Annotated in this window: 10 protein-coding genes; 3 read left to right on the forward strand and 7 right to left on the reverse strand. The window is 61.4% G+C overall.

Going from position 1 to position 15097, the window contains the following annotated elements; all coding sequences use genetic code 11:
- Positions 1–145 precede the first annotated feature (145 nt).
- Positions 146–2986: a S8 family peptidase gene (locus ACOCLD_RS01595; RefSeq protein WP_422910587.1), complete on the forward strand. Its 2841-nt coding sequence runs from the start codon at positions 146–148 to the stop codon at positions 2984–2986.
- Positions 2987–3017: 31 nt separating this feature from the next.
- Here the strand turns inward: ACOCLD_RS01595 and ACOCLD_RS01600 are convergent, their stop codons facing one another.
- The 4 genes from ACOCLD_RS01600 to trxA all read right to left on the reverse strand — a co-directional run bounded on the left by ACOCLD_RS01600 (position 3018) and on the right by trxA (position 7420).
- Positions 3018–3986 carry a CDP-6-deoxy-delta-3,4-glucoseen reductase gene (locus tag ACOCLD_RS01600; RefSeq protein ID WP_422910588.1) on the reverse strand — a complete coding sequence of 323 codons (969 nt, stop codon included), beginning with the start codon at positions 3984–3986 and terminating at the stop codon, positions 3018–3020.
- On the reverse strand, positions 3986–5452 hold the full coding sequence (gene ubiD, locus ACOCLD_RS01605; protein WP_422910589.1) for a 4-hydroxy-3-polyprenylbenzoate decarboxylase: 1467 nt from the start codon (positions 5450–5452) through the stop codon (positions 3986–3988). Before ubiD ends, ACOCLD_RS01600 begins: the two co-directional genes overlap by 1 nt.
- Positions 5453–5588: 136 nt before the next feature.
- Positions 5589–6848, reverse strand: coding sequence for a transcription termination factor Rho (rho, locus tag ACOCLD_RS01610; RefSeq protein WP_233685513.1), 1260 nt, complete (start codon positions 6846–6848; stop codon positions 5589–5591).
- Positions 6849–7093: 245 nt separating this feature from the next.
- Positions 7094–7420 carry a thioredoxin TrxA gene (gene trxA / locus ACOCLD_RS01615; RefSeq protein ID WP_090241426.1) on the reverse strand — a complete coding sequence of 109 codons (327 nt, stop codon included), beginning with the start codon at positions 7418–7420 and terminating at the stop codon, positions 7094–7096.
- Between the two features lie 280 nt (positions 7421–7700).
- Here trxA and ppx point away from each other — a divergent pair, with 280 nt between their 5' ends.
- On the forward strand, positions 7701–9203 hold the full coding sequence (gene ppx / locus ACOCLD_RS01620) for an exopolyphosphatase (RefSeq protein WP_422910590.1): 1503 nt from the start codon (positions 7701–7703) through the stop codon (positions 9201–9203).
- Between the two features lie 62 nt (positions 9204–9265).
- Here the strand turns inward: ppx and ppk1 are convergent, their stop codons facing one another.
- From ppk1 to ACOCLD_RS01635, 3 genes are all read right to left on the reverse strand, one after another.
- Complete coding sequence (ppk1, locus tag ACOCLD_RS01625; RefSeq protein WP_422910591.1) at positions 9266–11470, reverse strand: polyphosphate kinase 1; 2205 nt, start codon at positions 11468–11470, stop codon at positions 9266–9268.
- 18 nt (positions 11471–11488) lie between these two features.
- Positions 11489–12502 (reverse strand): porphobilinogen synthase, encoded by a 1014-nt coding sequence (gene hemB, locus ACOCLD_RS01630; protein ID WP_422910592.1) that lies wholly within the window; start codon positions 12500–12502, stop codon positions 11489–11491.
- A 244-nt stretch (positions 12503–12746) separates the two neighbouring features.
- Entirely contained in the window at positions 12747–13982 is a 1236-nt protein-coding gene (locus ACOCLD_RS01635) for a sterol desaturase family protein (RefSeq protein WP_422910593.1), read from the reverse strand.
- A gap of 189 nt (positions 13983–14171) precedes the next feature.
- Between ACOCLD_RS01635 and elbB the strand changes: the two genes are divergently transcribed.
- Positions 14172–14834 carry an isoprenoid biosynthesis glyoxalase ElbB gene (gene elbB / locus ACOCLD_RS01640; protein ID WP_257778965.1) on the forward strand — a complete coding sequence of 221 codons (663 nt, stop codon included), beginning with the start codon at positions 14172–14174 and terminating at the stop codon, positions 14832–14834.
- Positions 14835–15097 lie beyond the last annotated feature (263 nt).

Raw genomic sequence — 15097 nt, forward strand, 5'->3', positions numbered from 1 at the left:
ACCTGCCGGTCATCTTGTGCGCCAGCGCATGCTTGGCGCACAAAAACTGATATGGCCTAGACCAGCCCTGCGATAGCGCGACCCAGCGCACAGCCACATTTCTCTCGCTGCCTAGAATCCGCCGCTTTTTTAGCGGATCACCGGCATGACTTTCTCGCGCATTGCACAACACAGCAAACCCGGACTATTCGCCCTGGCGATCAGCCTCAGCCTGAGCAGCGCAGCCTGGGCCACACCGCTACCTCCAGCAGAGCTGCCGGCCGAAATCCAGCGCGAGTTCATCCGCATCTATGAACTGCCGAACGCGGTACTGCCTTCGCAATTAGTGCCGATGCTGGAGATCTTCCCGGAATACCGCGAGCAACTGATGCGTTATCTCGCCGAGGAAGCCAGCGCCGAACGCCAATCACTGCTGGCCGATTTGGCCAATGCCAGCCAGGAAGAGCGCATCAGCTGGTTTGCCCAACGCAGCAACCAACTGCTGATCGCCGGCACCGTACTGGCCGGTGCCATTGCCGCAAACCAGTCTTCTGGCGGCTCCAGCAGCACCCCGGGCAACAGCGCGCAACCGGCAAATCCACCCGCGCCAGCACCTGCACCACAACCACCAGCTCCAGCCCCTGTGCCACCTGCACCTGAGCCACAACCGCCTGCGCCGGAGCCCGCGCCTCCTGCTCCCGAGCCCGCACCGCCCGTACCACCCGCGCCAGAACCAGTACCTCCAGCACCGGAGCCTCAGCCGCCCGCGCCAGAGCCCGAACCAGCTCCACCGGTTCCGCCTGCACCAGAGCCGCAGCCTGGACCGGCGCCACAACCTGTTGATCCTGCCCAGTTTCGAACTGCCGAGTTCAACGCCAGTTGGGGCCTGAGCACCATCAAGGCTGAATACGCTTATGCGCGCGGTGCCACAGGCGCCGGCGTGACCGTGGCCGTAGTCGATACCGGGGTCGATATCGACCACCCGGACCTGCGCAGCAACATTGCCCCCGGCGGTGATCTGGTGCGTACAGACGGCCCGCGCATGACCGATGGCGATAGCCACGGCACCCATGTCGCCGGCACCATCGCCGCAGCCCGCAACGGCCAGGGTATGCATGGCGTGGCCCCGGACGCACGGATTCTGCCGATCAAGTATCTGCATGACGGCGTGCAGGGCAGCGAAACCTTGGACACCCGTGACGCCCTGCGCCGGCAGATTGAACTGGGCGCGCGCATATCCAATAACAGCTGGGGGCAACGGGTGAATGTCGCCGAGGGCGGCTACCGCTCACGTACGCTGGCCGATCTCGATGCCAATGAGCGTAACTACTACCGCAACTCGGTAGCCACCCTGTACCGCGAAGCGCAACAGGCCGGCATCGTCTTCGTCTTTGCCGCCGGCAACAACACCACGGGCGATACCCGCATCGCTGGCGACAGCAGCCTGTACGCCGCCTTGCCAGTCATCGCCCCAGAGCTGCAGGGGCAGTGGCTGGCGGTGGTGAATATCCGCGAGGATGGGCGGATTTCCGATGGTTCGCACCGTTGCGGCGATGCCCAGGCCTGGTGCCTGGCCGCGCCCGGCAGTTGGGTGTACTCCAGCGTGCCCGGCGATGGTTACGGCTACAAGAGTGGTACCTCCATGGCTGCTCCCCATGTTTCCGGCGCGCTGGCATTGCTGATGGACTTGTTCCCGACCCTCAGCGCCGCACAGATCACCGAGCGCACCCTGGTCTCGGCCAACAAGAGCGGGATCTACGCCGACAGCGCTACTTACGGCCAAGGCCTGCTTGACCTGCAAGCAGCCAGCAACCCGATTGGCGGACTGTTGATCGAGGCCAGCAGCGGCGAAGTCATGACCCTCGACCAGGCCCGCCTGCGCGAAAGCCCGGCCCTGGGCAATGCACTCAGGGCGTCACTGGGCAAGGTCGACCTGGTGCTCAAGGACAGCCTGGACGCACCGTTCATGGTCAACGCCAGCGTTCTGCAACAGGAGTCACAAGAGGCCCGCAGCCGCATAGATACCGGCAGCTACTTGCAACGCTTGGAACAGGAACACAGCAGCCAACAGATTGATGCCGGCAATGGGCTACAACTGCGCTACAGCGCTGCGCACCAGGGCAGCGGCCTGGGCGCACTGGGCAATGTACAGGCCTGGCAGAACCTTGGGCAGGGAAGCGCCATCAGCGCCAGCCTGAATACCGATACATCCTGGAGCCAGGGACTGCTGCGCATGCAGCCCAACCTGCACAACAGCAGCATGACCCGCGCCTTCAACAACCCCTATCTGAGCCTGGATAGCCTGGCCAGCGGTGCCGGCCTGCATTGGCAACTCGACGACAACTGGCACAGCGCCGTACAGGTACAAACCAGCAAAGCCAGTGAGCGCTTCAGCGACCGCGCCAGCGGCGAGCAGCAACACAGCCTGCAGACAGAATGGGCTTACCGCGCTGACAACGGCCTACAGGCCAGCCTGCAACTGGGCCTGCTGAATGAGCAGCAGCGCCTGCTGGGCAGCCAGGGCGACGCCTGGATTGGCCAGGGGCAAACCCGCACCTGGTTTGGCGGGCTCAACCTGAACCTGCCACTGAACGAACAGTGGCAACTGTTCGCACGTTACAACAGCGGTTTAAGCCGGCTGGACGGCGCAAGCTGGATCGAGTCCGGACGACTGCGCAGCGACAGTTTTACCCTTGGCGTACTTGGCGAGAGCAATCCACAGCTGCAGTACGGCGCACTGGTCTACCAACCACTGCGCCTGCGCGACGGGCAGACCACGCTACAGATGCCCACACGCCTGAACGCCGACAACAGCGTCAGCTGGAACAAGGTGGACATGGACCTCAAAGCAGGCGGGCGACACATGGAGTACGAGCTGTTTATGCGCTATGAGCTGCCGGCCTGGCAGCTCAGCTTCAAGGGCAGCCTGCTGCATATTGCCGACTACCAGAACCAGCCCGGCAATAACGACAATCTGCTGCTGATCAATGCAGGCTGGCGTTACTGACAGTCACCCCGGCCAGCATGCCGGTCGGGGTTTAACTGCGCGGCGCGTAGGCGAAAACGTCGGCGCGCATCTGGTGGGCGTCCATTCCGGCGTCTACCAGCGCATCCAGGGTGGCGTAGACCATCGCCGGTGAACCGCTGGCATAGACGTGCAAGGCCTTGAGGTCGGGGAAGTCTTCGCGCACGGCTTCATGCAACAGACCGCAACGGCCCGCCCAACCACACTGATCACTGACCACCTGATGCAGGAACAGGTTGGGTACCTGCTGCCACTGTGCCCAATGCTCCAGCTCGTAGAAGTCCTCCGGGCGACGTGCGCCCCAGTACAGGTGCACCGGATGGGCAAAACCCGCAGCGCGGCAATGTTCGATCAGGCTGTGCATCTGCGCCATGCCGGTGCCGGCGGCGATCAACACCAGCGGCCCATCCGGCAACTCGGCCAGGTGAGTATCACCGAACGGCAGTTTTACCCGCACCAAGCCGCTGCGGCGCAACTGGGCAATCAGCGCCACCGTGGCCTCATCACGGGCCAGCACATGCAGCTCCAGCTCACGCCCACGATGCGGCGCCGAGGCCAGGGAGAAGGCCGCGTAATCGTCGCCATCACGTTGCAACAGCAGGTATTGCCCGGCGTGGTAACGCGGCGCTTTGCCGGCCGGCGCTTGCAGGCGTAAACGGAACACATCGCCGCCCTGCTCGTCACAGCTGACCACCTGGCAGGCCAGTTCACGCACCGGCAATTCGCCCGGCGCAAGCACGCCATCCCAGTGCAGCACACAGTCCTGCAGTGGCTCGGCCAGGCAGGTGAACAGCTCACCCTGACTTAGCTCGACCCCGCCCTGCTGCACACGACCTTCAACCAGCAGCGCCGCACAGATATGGCAGTTGCCATTGCGACAACTCTGCGGGCAGTCGTAACCCAGACGCCGCGCTGCATCGAGAATGCGCTCGCGCGGCTGCACGTCCAGTACAGCACCCGAAGGGTTCAGGGTGACTTTCATCAATCAATTCCCAGCTCAGACCACAGCGCATCGACGCGCTGTTTGACCGCTTCATCCTGAACGATAGCCCGGCCCCACTCGCGGTTGGTTTCCCCAGGCCATTTATGGGTGGCATCCAGCCCCATCTTCGAGCCAAGGCCGGAAATCGGCGAGGCAAAGTCGAGGTAGTCGATTGGCGTGTTGTCGATCATCACCGTGTCGCGTTTGGGGTCCATGCGCGTGGTAATTGCCCAGATCACGTCGTTCCAGTCCCGTGCGTTGATATCGTCGTCGGTGACGATAACGAACTTGGTATACATGAACTGTCGCAGGAACGACCACACACCGAGCATTACGCGCTTGGCGTGGCCAGGGTACTGCTTCTTCATGGTCACCACCGCCATGCGATAAGAACAGCCTTCCGGCGGCAGGTAGAAGTCGGTGATCTCGGGGAACTGCTTCTGCAGGATCGGCACGAACACTTCATTCAGCGCCACGCCGAGAATCGCCGGCTCATCAGGCGGCCGACCGGTGTAGGTGCTGTGATAGATCGGCTTTTGTCGACGGGTGATGCGTTCAACGGTAAACACCGGGAAGGTATCGACCTCGTTGTAGTAGCCGGTGTGATCGCCGTAGGGGCCTTCCGGTGCGGTTTCGCCCGGATGGATCACGCCCTCCAGTACGATCTCGGCACTGGCCGGCACCTGCAGGTCGCTGCCACGCGCCTTGATCAGCTCGGTGCGGTGACCACGCAGCAAGCCGGCGAAGGCATATTCGGAGAGCGTATCCGGCACTGGCGTGACAGCGCCGAGAATGGTCGCAGGGTCGGCGCCCAGCGCAACGCAAACCGGGTAAGGCTTGTCCGGATACTTCTGGCACCACTCGCGGTAATCCAGCGCGCCGCCACGGTGGCTGAGCCAGCGCATGATCACTTTGTTGCGGCCAATCACCTGCTGGCGGTAGATGCCGAGGTTCTGGCGTTCCTTGTTCGGGCCCTTGGTGATGGTCAGGCCCCAGGTGATCAAAGGCGCCACGTCGCCCGGCCAGCAGGTCTGCACCGGCAGCTTGCTCAGGTCGACGTCCTCGCCTTCCTCGATCACTTCCTGACAGGGCGCGTCCTTGACCACCTTGGACGCCATGGAAATGACCTTCTTGAAGATCGGCAGCTTGCTCCAGGCATCCTTGAGCCCCTTGGGCGGCTCCGGCTCTTTGAGAAAGGCCAGCAGCTTGCCGATCTCGCGCAACTCGGACACCTCTTCGGCGCCCATGCCCAGCGCCACGCGTTTGGGCGTGCCGAACAGGTTGCCGAGCACTGGCACGTCGAAGCCCGTGGGCTTTTCGAACAGCAGCGCCGGGCCGCCCTTGCGCAGGGTGCGGTCGCAGATTTCGGTCATGTCCAGAACCGGCGATACCGGGGTCTGGATGCGCTTGAGTTCGCCACGCTTTTCCAGTTCACGGATAAAGTCGCGCAGGTCGCGATACTGCATGCTGAAGCCTCGTGTCGGACAGGCAAGAGTCGGCCGCAAAGTTTAGCGCCGAAGTCGGGCTTTCAGAAGGGAAAGCCAATACCCAGGAACACAAAAGCCGGGCTTACCCGGCTTTTGTTGCAAGGCGAAGGACGCCTTACTTGCGCTTCATCGACTGGAAGAACTCGTCGTTGGTCTTGGTCGCTTTCAGCTTGTCGGTGAGGAACTCGATGGCAGCAATCTCGTCCATCGGGTGCAGCAGCTTGCGCAGAATCCACATGCGCTGCAGTTCGTCATCGGCGGTCAGCAACTCTTCGCGACGAGTACCGGCGCGGTTGATGTTGATCGCAGGGAACACACGCTTCTCGGCGATACGACGGTCCAGCGGCAGCTCCATGTTGCCGGTGCCTTTGAACTCTTCGTAAATCACCTCATCCATCTTCGAGCCGGTTTCCACCAGCGCGGTGGCGATGATGGTCAGCGAGCCGCCTTCTTCGATGTTCCGCGCAGCGCCGAAGAAACGCTTCGGCTTCTCCAGAGCATGAGCATCAACACCACCGGTGAGCACCTTGCCGGAGCTTGGGATCACGGTGTTGTAGGCGCGCGCCAGACGGGTGATGGAGTCGAGCAGGATGACCACGTCCTTCTTGTGCTCAACCAGGCGCTTGGCCTTCTCGATGACCATTTCAGCAACCTGCACGTGGCGGGTCGGCGGCTCGTCGAAGGTCGAGGCGACCACTTCGCCGCGCACGGTGCGCTGCATTTCGGTCACTTCTTCCGGGCGCTCGTCGATCAGCAGAACGATCAGGTGGCACTCGGGGTTGTTGCGCGCAATGTTCGCCGCGATGTTCTGCAGCATGATGGTCTTACCGGCTTTCGGCGGGGCGACAATCAGGCCGCGCTGGCCCTTGCCAATCGGTGCGCAGAGGTCGATCACCCGGCCGGTGATGTCCTCGGTGGAGCCGTTACCGGCTTCCATCACCAGACGCTTGTTGGGGAACAGCGGCGTCAGGTTTTCAAACAGAATCTTGTTCTTGGCGTTTTCCGGACGATCAAAGTTGATCGTATCGACCTTGAGCAGGGCGAAGTAACGCTCGCCTTCTTTCGGTGGGCGGATTTTGCCAACGATGGTGTCGCCGGTACGCAGGTTGAAGCGGCGGATCTGGCTCGGCGAGACGTAGATGTCATCGGGGCCAGCGAGGTACGAGGCATCCGCAGAGCGGAGAAAGCCGAAACCGTCCTGGAGAATCTCCAGCACGCCATCACCGGAGATTTCCTCACCGCTTTTAGCGTGTTTTTTCAACAGCGAGAAAATCACGTCCTGCTTGCGCGAACGGGCCATGTTTTCCAGGCCCAGCTGTTCGGCGAGTTCCAGCAGTTCGGTGATCGGCTTTTGCTTGAGTTCGGTCAGATTCATAGGAATGACGTAATCATGAGGGAGGGAAATAAGCTAATAAGCTTGGGAGGCCGTGCCACTGAGCGGCGATTTGATCGCCCGTGTGTATCGAGGGTATTCGCGGAGGAATCCGTCGGCGACGGCTTGCAGGGGGCTACATAGAAAATGCAGCGAGGCCGAATGTAACACCGGCTTTATTCGTACGTCTAGCGCCCCGGGCAGAAAAAAGCCCCGCAATTGGCAGGGCTTTTAGCACAGGATACGACTCAGATATTGCTGTCGAGAAACGCCGCCAGCTGCGACTTGGACAGTGCGCCGACCTTGGTGGCTTCGACATTGCCGTTCTTGAACAGCATCAGGGTCGGGATACCACGCACACCGAACTTCGGCGGGGTGTCCTGGTTTTCGTCGATGTTCAGCTTGCAGACTTTCAGTTTGCCCTGATAGGTCTGAGCGATCTCATCGAGCACCGGGGCGATCATCTTGCATGGGCCGCACCACTCAGCCCAGTAGTCGACCAGCACCGGCCCTTCGGCCTGCAGAACATCCTGGTCGAAGCTGGCATCGCTGACGTTGGTGATGAATTCGCTCATGGAAAGTCTCCGGGTTCGCAAGCTTAAAGATGGCCGACATCATAGCCCGGCTTTTCCCACACAGGAAGGCGGTGGCAATTGAGCTTCTCTATGGCGTGCCTGCAAAACAGCCGTGCCTGCAGCGCTGTCACAATTTATTCAGACAGTCGGCAAACCCTGCGTTGCTGCCGTCTAGGCCCAGCAATCGCGCGCTGGCAACAGACCTGCGACATCAGTATGCGTTGGCGGGGCCAGGCTATCGTGGCACGATGACGCGGTTCCGCATTGAGATGGTCCTGCCATGCCGTATACCCCTGCCGAGTCTTTTCCTTTGATTGCAGCTATCGACCTGGGCTCCAACAGCTTCCATATGGTGCTGGCCAAAGCCGATCATGGCGAGATCCGCATCCTCGAACGCCTCGGCGACAAGGTACAACTGGCAGCCGGTATCGATGAACAACGCCTGCTCAGTGAAGAGGCCATGCAGCGTGGTCTTGACTGCCTGCGCCGCTTCGCCCAGTTGACCGCCAGCCTGCCGGAAGGCGCAGTGCGCGTGGTGGGCACCAACGCCCTGCGCGAAGCGCGTAACCGCAGCGAATTTATCCGCCGCGCCGAGGATATTCTCGGTCATCCGGTTGAAGTCATCTCCGGCCGCGAAGAAGCGCGGCTGATCTACCTCGGCGTATCACACAGCATCGCCGACACCCCCGGCAAACGCCTGGTCGCCGACATCGGCGGCGGCAGCACCGAATTCATCATCGGTCAGCGCTTCGAGCCGCTGCTGCGCGAAAGCCTGCAGATGGGCTGCGTCAGTTTCACCCAGCGTTTTTTCAAGGACGGCAAGATTACCCCGGCACGTTACGCCCAGGCCTACACGGCGGCGCGGTTGGAGATCATGGGCATCGAGCACGCCCTGCGCCGCCTGGGTTGGGAAGATGCAGTGGGCGCATCCGGTACCATCAAGGCCATCGGCCTGGCCATTCAAGCCGCCGGCCTGGGTACAGGCGAGGTCAACACCCAGGGCCTGGCCTGGCTCAAGCGCAAGATGTTCAAGATCGGCGAGGCGGAAAAGCTCGACCTCGACGGCATCAAGCCTGATCGCCGGGGCATTTTCCCTGCTGGCCTGGCGATTCTTGAAGCGATCTTCGATGCCTGCGATATCCAGCGCATGAGCCATTCCGAAGGCGCGCTGCGTGAAGGCGTGCTGTACGACCTGCTCGGTCGTCATCAGCATGAAGACGTGCGTGAACGCACCCTGAGCTCGCTGATGGAGCGTTATCACGTCGACCTGGAACAAGCCGCGCGTGTCGAAAGCAAGGCGCTCTCGGCGCTGGAGAAGGTGGCCAAAGACTGGCAGCTGGAAGACGACTGGCACCGCGAGCTGCTCAGCTGGGCGGCCAAGGTGCATGAAGTGGGTCTGGACATCGCCCACTACCAGTACCACAAACACGGCGCTTACCTGGTCGAGCACTCGGACCTGTCCGGCTTCTCGCGCCAGGATCAGCAGATGCTCGCACTGCTGGTGCGCGGCCACCGGCGCAATATCCCCAAGGACAAATTCGCCGAGTTCGGCGCCGAAGGCACCAAGCTGATCCGCCTGTGCGTGCTGCTGCGTTTTGCCATCCTGTTCCATCACATCCGTGGCACTCAGGAAATGCCCAACGTGCAGCTCAAGGCGGCTGAACAGCGTCTGGAGATTCAGTTTCCCGAAGGCTGGCTGGAGAGCAACCCGCTGACCCAGGCCGACTTCACCCAGGAAGCCGAGTGGCTCAAGCGCATCGCGATTGAACTGGTCGTAAGCTAACCAACCCTTCCCACCCGACGCACCCTCCCCCGTACGTGGGAGAGGGTTATCCGCAGCCTTGCTTAGCGGGCGGTGATCAACGGCGCAGTCAGCTTCTCCAGCAGGCCGGCCTGCGCACTACGCGGGTTCTGGTTACCGCTCGGGCTGGTACGCAGGTAGCGGCCGTCCGGCTGCAACACCCAGGCCTGAGTGTTGTCGGTCAGGTAGCTTTCCAGCTCCTTTTTCACCCGCAGAATCAGCTTCTTGCCTTCCACCGGGAAGCAGGTCTCGACGCGCTTGTCGAGGTTGCGCTCCATCCAGTCGGCACTGGACAGGTAGATCAGCTCGTCGCCGCCATTGAGGAAGTAATAAACCCGCGTGTGCTCGAGAAAGCGGCCAATGATCGAGCGCACCTGAATATTGTGCGAGACCCCGGCGATGCCCGGGCGCAGGCAGCACATGCCGCGCACCACCAGATCGATCTTCACCCCGGTCTGGCTGGCCTTGTACAACGCGCGAATGATCTTCGGGTCGGTCAACGAGTTGAACTTGGCGATGATCTGCGCCGGTTTGCCCTCGGCCGCCGCCGCGGTTTCCTTGGCGATCAGGTCGAGCAGAGTTTTCTTCAGGGTGAACGGCGCGTGCAGCAACTTCTTCATGCGCAGGGTCTTGCCCATGCCGATCAGTTGGCTGAACAGCTTGGATACGTCTTCACCGAGCGCGACGTCGGCGGTCAGCAGGCTGTAGTCGGTGTACAGGCGCGCGTTACCGGCATGGTAGTTACCGGTACCGAGGTGCGCATAACGGCGAATTTCGCCGTTTTCGCGACGCAGGATCAGCATCATTTTCGAGTGTGTCTTGAAGCCGACCACACCGTAGATCACCACCGCGCCGGCAGCCTGCAAGCGGCTGGCCAGGGCCAGGTTGGATTCCTCGTCGAAGCGCGCGCGCAGCTCAATTACCGCTGTCACTTCCTTGCCGTTTCGCGCTGCTTCCACCAATGCGTCGACGATTTCCGAGTTGGCCCCGGAGCGGTACAGCGTCTGCTTGATGGCCAGTACATGCGGGTCTTTCGCGGCCTGACGCAACAGATCGACCACCGGAGTAAACGACTCGAACGGGTGCAGCAGCAGAATGTCCTGCTTACTCACCACGCTGAAGATGTTCTCGGCGTTCTGCAGCGGTTTGGGGATCACTGGAGTAAACGGCGTGTACTGCAACTCCGGGTGGCTTTCCAGACCGGTAATGCTGAACAGCCGGGTCAGGTTGACCGGCCCATTGACCCGATACAGCTCGCTTTCGCTCAGGTTGAACTGCTTGAGCAGGTAATCGAGCAGCGGCCGTGGGCAGGTATCGACCACCTCCAGGCGCACCGCATCGCCATAACGGCGACTGAACAGCTCACCACGCAGGGCACGGGCCAGGTCTTCGACGTCTTCGGTGTCCACCGAGAGGTCGGCGTTTCGGGTCAGGCGGAACTGGTAGCAGCCCTTGACCTTCATGCCCTGGAACAGGTCATCGGCATGGGCGTGGATCATCGAGGAGAGGAACACGAAGTTGTCGCCAGGGCCGCCGACATCCTCCGGCACCTTGATGACCCGTGGCAGCAGACGCGGGGCCGGGATAATCGCCAGACCGGAATCGCGACCGAAGGCGTCGACACCCTCCAGTTCGACGATAAAGTTCAGGCTCTTGTTCACCAGCAGCGGGAACGGGTGCGTCGGATCGAGGCCGATCGGGGTGATGATCGGCGCGATCTCGTCGCGGAAATAACGCCGCACCCAGGCCTTGAGTTTGGCGGTCCAGTAACGGCGACGGATGAAGTTGACATTGTGCTTGGCCAGCGCCGGGAACAGCGTGTCATTGAGGATCGCGTACTGGCGTTCGACCTGCTCGTGCACCAGCTCGCTGATCCGCGCCAGCGCCTGATGCGGCTGCAGACCGTCAGCACCGGCCTGTTCACGGGCGAAGTTGATCTGTTTCTTCAGGCCGGCGACGCGGATCTCGAAGAACTCGTCGAGGTTGCTGGAGAAGATCAGCAGGAACTTCAGACGCTCCAGCAGCGGATAGGACTCATCCAGCGCCTGCTCCAGCACGCGGATATTGAATTGCAGCTGAGACAGCTCGCGGTGGATATACAGGCTGCTGTCATCCAGGTTATGGATCACCACAGGCGCAGGTACGACCGGCGCTGGGGCCTCGATGACAGGGGTTTCCACGGCTACAACCTCATCGACGACCGGCTGGGCGTCTTGCAATTCAGGGGTACTGAGTCCTTCGGTGTTCATCTGGAGTTCCTGTGGGGCCTACTGCCCCTGCTTCAGCAGTTCTGCCGCGCGCACGGCGAAATACGTCAGGATGCCATCGGCACCCGCACGTTTGAAGGCAGTCAGTGATTCGAGAATCACCGCCTCGCCCAACCAACCATTCTGGATCGCCGCCATGTGCATGGCGTACTCACCACTGACCTGATAGACAAAGGTCGGCACCTTGAATTCCGTTTTGACCCGCCAGAGGATGTCCAGATAGGGCATGCCTGGTTTGACCATGACCATATCGGCGCCTTCGGCCAGATCGGCGGCCACCTCATGCAGCGCTTCGTCGCCATTGGCCGGGTCCATCTGGTAGCTGGCCTTGTTGGCCTTGCCCAGATTCGCCGCTGAACCCACCGCGTCGCGGAACGGGCCGTAGTAGGCGCTGGCGTACTTGGCCGAGTAAGCCATGATCCGCACATTGTTGTGATCAGCCAGCTCCAGCGCTTCACGAATCGCCTGCACGCGGCCGTCCATCATGTCCGAAGGTGCGACCACCTGAGCACCGGCTTCGGCGTGTGATAGCGCTTGTTTGACCAGCGCATCGACGGTGATGTCGTTCTGCACATAGCCGGACTCATCGAGGATGCCATCCTGGCCGTGAGTGGTGAACGGGTCCAGTGCCACGTCACTGATCACGCCCAGCTCGGGGAATTTCGCGCGCAGCGCACGAATTGCGCGCTGAGCGATGCCGTCCGGGTTCCAGGCTTCTTCAGCCAGCAGGGATTTCTTCTCCAGCGGCGTCACCGGGAACAGCGCCAGCGCGGGAATGCCCAGGGCGACCCAGTGCTCGGCTTCCTTGAGCAGCAGGTCGATGGACAGACGCTCGACGCCTGGCATCGAGGCAATTGCTTCGCGGCGGTTTTCGCCATCGAGGACGAACACCGGCAGGATCAGGTCATCGACACTCAGGCGGTTTTCCCGCACCAGACGCCGGGAAAAATCATCACGGCGGTTGCGACGCAGGCGAGTGGCGGGAAACAGGCGGTTGGCGGGGGTAAAGCTCACGGCAGGCTCCGAAGCCCGTAGCAACGGGCGAGTGTGACAGTTATAAGCGGCCATTATGACCAAAGTATGACAACGCACGACAGCGCTGCGACCGCTTGCCGCAAGCTCAGCAAGCATAGCGCCGCAACTGTGGCGAAGATATGTTGCACGCGTATACGCCACAGCCGTTTCCCCGCCCCGAAAAGCACAACGGTGGACAGGCATGCGCCTGTCCACCGTTGTAAGGTCCAGCCAAGAATTAGGTTTAGGCTGGCACAGCAGCCTGCCCGCGCGGGGTCCAGAACAGCGCGCCCAGGCTAAGTAAGCTGTAGCCCAGCAGCAGCGCCCAGAGCAGTGGCTGGGCGGTCAACAGACCAAGCTGCAGGGCCAGCCAGACCGCCGGCAGGTTGAGCAGCAGACGCAGTACTTCCAGACGCTTAGCCGTCGGCCGGTTTTCCAGCCAGCTGCCGATGATCGTCAGCCCCACGGCCATCCAGGCGATGCCCAGCAGCGCCTGCGCCAGGCTCAGTGTGTCGCCCAGGCCCAGCAGCACGGTGCCGGCCACCACATACAGGCTGAACTGCACACAGGCATAGAGCTTCTGCGCCAGGCTCAGCGGCACGTCGAATTTGACGAACTGGCTAAGGTCCGGTTTGGTTTGCGGGTACTTGGCCGCGACATCGGCCGGACGCCAGCCGGTGCGCATAAACCAGATGCGCAGCTTGTCCCACCAGGACTCGGCCCGCACGGCATCACGCCACAGCGCCACATAGAACTGCGCATTGGCCCAAAGCGGGTTCCAGCTGGCCAGCGGCGTGGTCACGCCAAAGATCACCGGTTCTTCGTCCAGCTCTTCCTGAAAGGTGCCGAACAGGCGATCCCAGAGAATGAACACGCCGCCGTAATTGCGATCCATATACACAGCATTCTGCGCATGGTGTACGCGGTGGTTGGACGGCGTGATAAAGAACCACTCGAACCAGCCCAGTTTGGGGATATGCCGGGTGTGCACCCAGAACTGATACAGCAGGTTGAGTGCCGCCACGGTGAGGAATACCAGCGGCGGCACACCGATCAGCGCCATCGGCAAGTAGAAAATCCAGCCGAAGATGAAGCCGGTGCTGGTCTGCCGCAACGCCGTGGAGAGGTTGTAGTCCTCACTCTGGTGATGCACCGAATGCGCCGCCCAGAGCACATTGCGCTCGTGACCCAGGCGGTGGTTCCAGTAGTAGCAGAAGTCGTAGAAGACAAAGGCAAACAGCCAAACCCACAGGCTGCTGGCCGATAACTCGAACACACCGAAGTGCTGCCAGGCCAGTGTGTAGGTGAGCAACCCAACGGCCTTGGTCAGCAGGCCCACGGTGGTCGACAGCACGCCGGCACTGAGGCTGTTGAGCGCATCGGAGAAGCGGTAGGTGCTGACCCCGCGCCAATGATCGAGTAACAGCTCAAGGGCGATCAGGGCAAAGAAGAACGGCACGGCGTAGAGGATATAATTCATGGTTTCACCTGTGGCATAGGCCATATCGCAGCACGCGGCTAACGGCTAGGATTGCTGAATGAATCCTAGCCCAGCGCTGCACGCGTCTCGCGGCGCGCCATGCCAACCTAAGTGGCATATGGCGACATCAGAGCTAAGGCTCAAAGGACATGACTCAACCCGATACAGCTGGCAATTCAGGAGAACTTGATGAACAAGAAAGTCGCGGTGATTCTTTCCGGCTGTGGCGTCTACGACGGCGCAGAAATCCATGAGAGTGTGCTGACCCTGCTGCGCCTCGATCAGCGTGGCGCCCAGGTGCAGTGCTTTGCCCCCAACGTGCCGCAGCTGCATGTGGTCGATCACTACAGCGGCGACGAAATGGACGATACGCGCAACGTACTGGTCGAGTCGGCGCGCATCGCCCGCGGCAAGATCAAGGACGTCAAGGAGCTGCATGTCGGCGACTTCGATGCACTGATCCTGCCGGGCGGTTTCGGTGTGGCGAAAAACCTTTCCGACTTCGCCATCAGCGGCGCTAACTGTACGGTACAGGCGGATGTACTGAGCGCCACCCAAGCCTTCGTCAATGCTGGCAAACCGGTGGGCCTGATGTGCATTGCCCCGGCACTGGCGGCGAAGATCTTCGGCAGCGGCGTGATCTGCACCATCGGCAAAGACCACGAAACCGCCGCGACCCTGGTACAGATGGGTGCCGAACACCACGAGTGTGAAGTCAGCGAGATTGTCGAAGACGCCGAACGCAAGCTGGTAACCACCCCGGCTTATATGTCCGCCCAGTCGATCAGTGAAGCAGCAGCAGGGATCAACAAGCTGGTGGATCGGGTGCTGGAACTCAGCCACCCGGCCTGACAAATCGCTGAAAAACTACCTACGTTGGCAATACTGCGTTAAAAACGGCCTCGGAATGCTCATTTACAACCAGTAAACTCCGCTTCCTCGGCCGTTTTGACCAGCCGGAGGCTGTTACTAACGTAGCGCCTTGTCTTGCCTGCCTCGCTTACGTTTTTCAACGACCTGTTATTCGGCTGAATCAGCCCGACATATCAGCCAATGCGCGCGGCACTCCAGCCGCGCCACTGGCCAGATCAGCCAGAGTGCGGCAGCTTGAACAT

This window comes from Pseudomonas cimarronensis (assembly GCF_049331905.1).
Taxonomy (GTDB): Bacteria; Pseudomonadota; Gammaproteobacteria; order Pseudomonadales; family Pseudomonadaceae; genus Aquipseudomonas.

Coding starts and splice junctions, on each gene's coding strand:
- ACOCLD_RS01600 (WP_422910588.1), bottom strand. CDS start 3,986: ATGAAAGTCACCCTGAACCCTTCGGGTGCTGTACTGGACGTGCAGCCG.
- elbB (WP_257778965.1), top strand. CDS start 14,172: ATGAACAAGAAAGTCGCGGTGATTCTTTCCGGCTGTGGCGTCTACGAC.
- ACOCLD_RS01595 (WP_422910587.1), top strand. CDS start 146: ATGACTTTCTCGCGCATTGCACAACACAGCAAACCCGGACTATTCGCC.
- trxA (WP_090241426.1), bottom strand. CDS start 7,420: ATGAGCGAATTCATCACCAACGTCAGCGATGCCAGCTTCGACCAGGAT.
- ubiD (WP_422910589.1), bottom strand. CDS start 5,452: ATGCAGTATCGCGACCTGCGCGACTTTATCCGTGAACTGGAAAAGCGT.
- ACOCLD_RS01635 (WP_422910593.1), bottom strand. CDS start 13,982: ATGAATTATATCCTCTACGCCGTGCCGTTCTTCTTTGCCCTGATCGCC.
- ppk1 (WP_422910591.1), bottom strand. CDS start 11,470: ATGAACACCGAAGGACTCAGTACCCCTGAATTGCAAGACGCCCAGCCG.
- ppx (WP_422910590.1), top strand. CDS start 7,701: ATGCCGTATACCCCTGCCGAGTCTTTTCCTTTGATTGCAGCTATCGAC.
- rho (WP_233685513.1), bottom strand. CDS start 6,848: ATGAATCTGACCGAACTCAAGCAAAAGCCGATCACCGAACTGCTGGAA.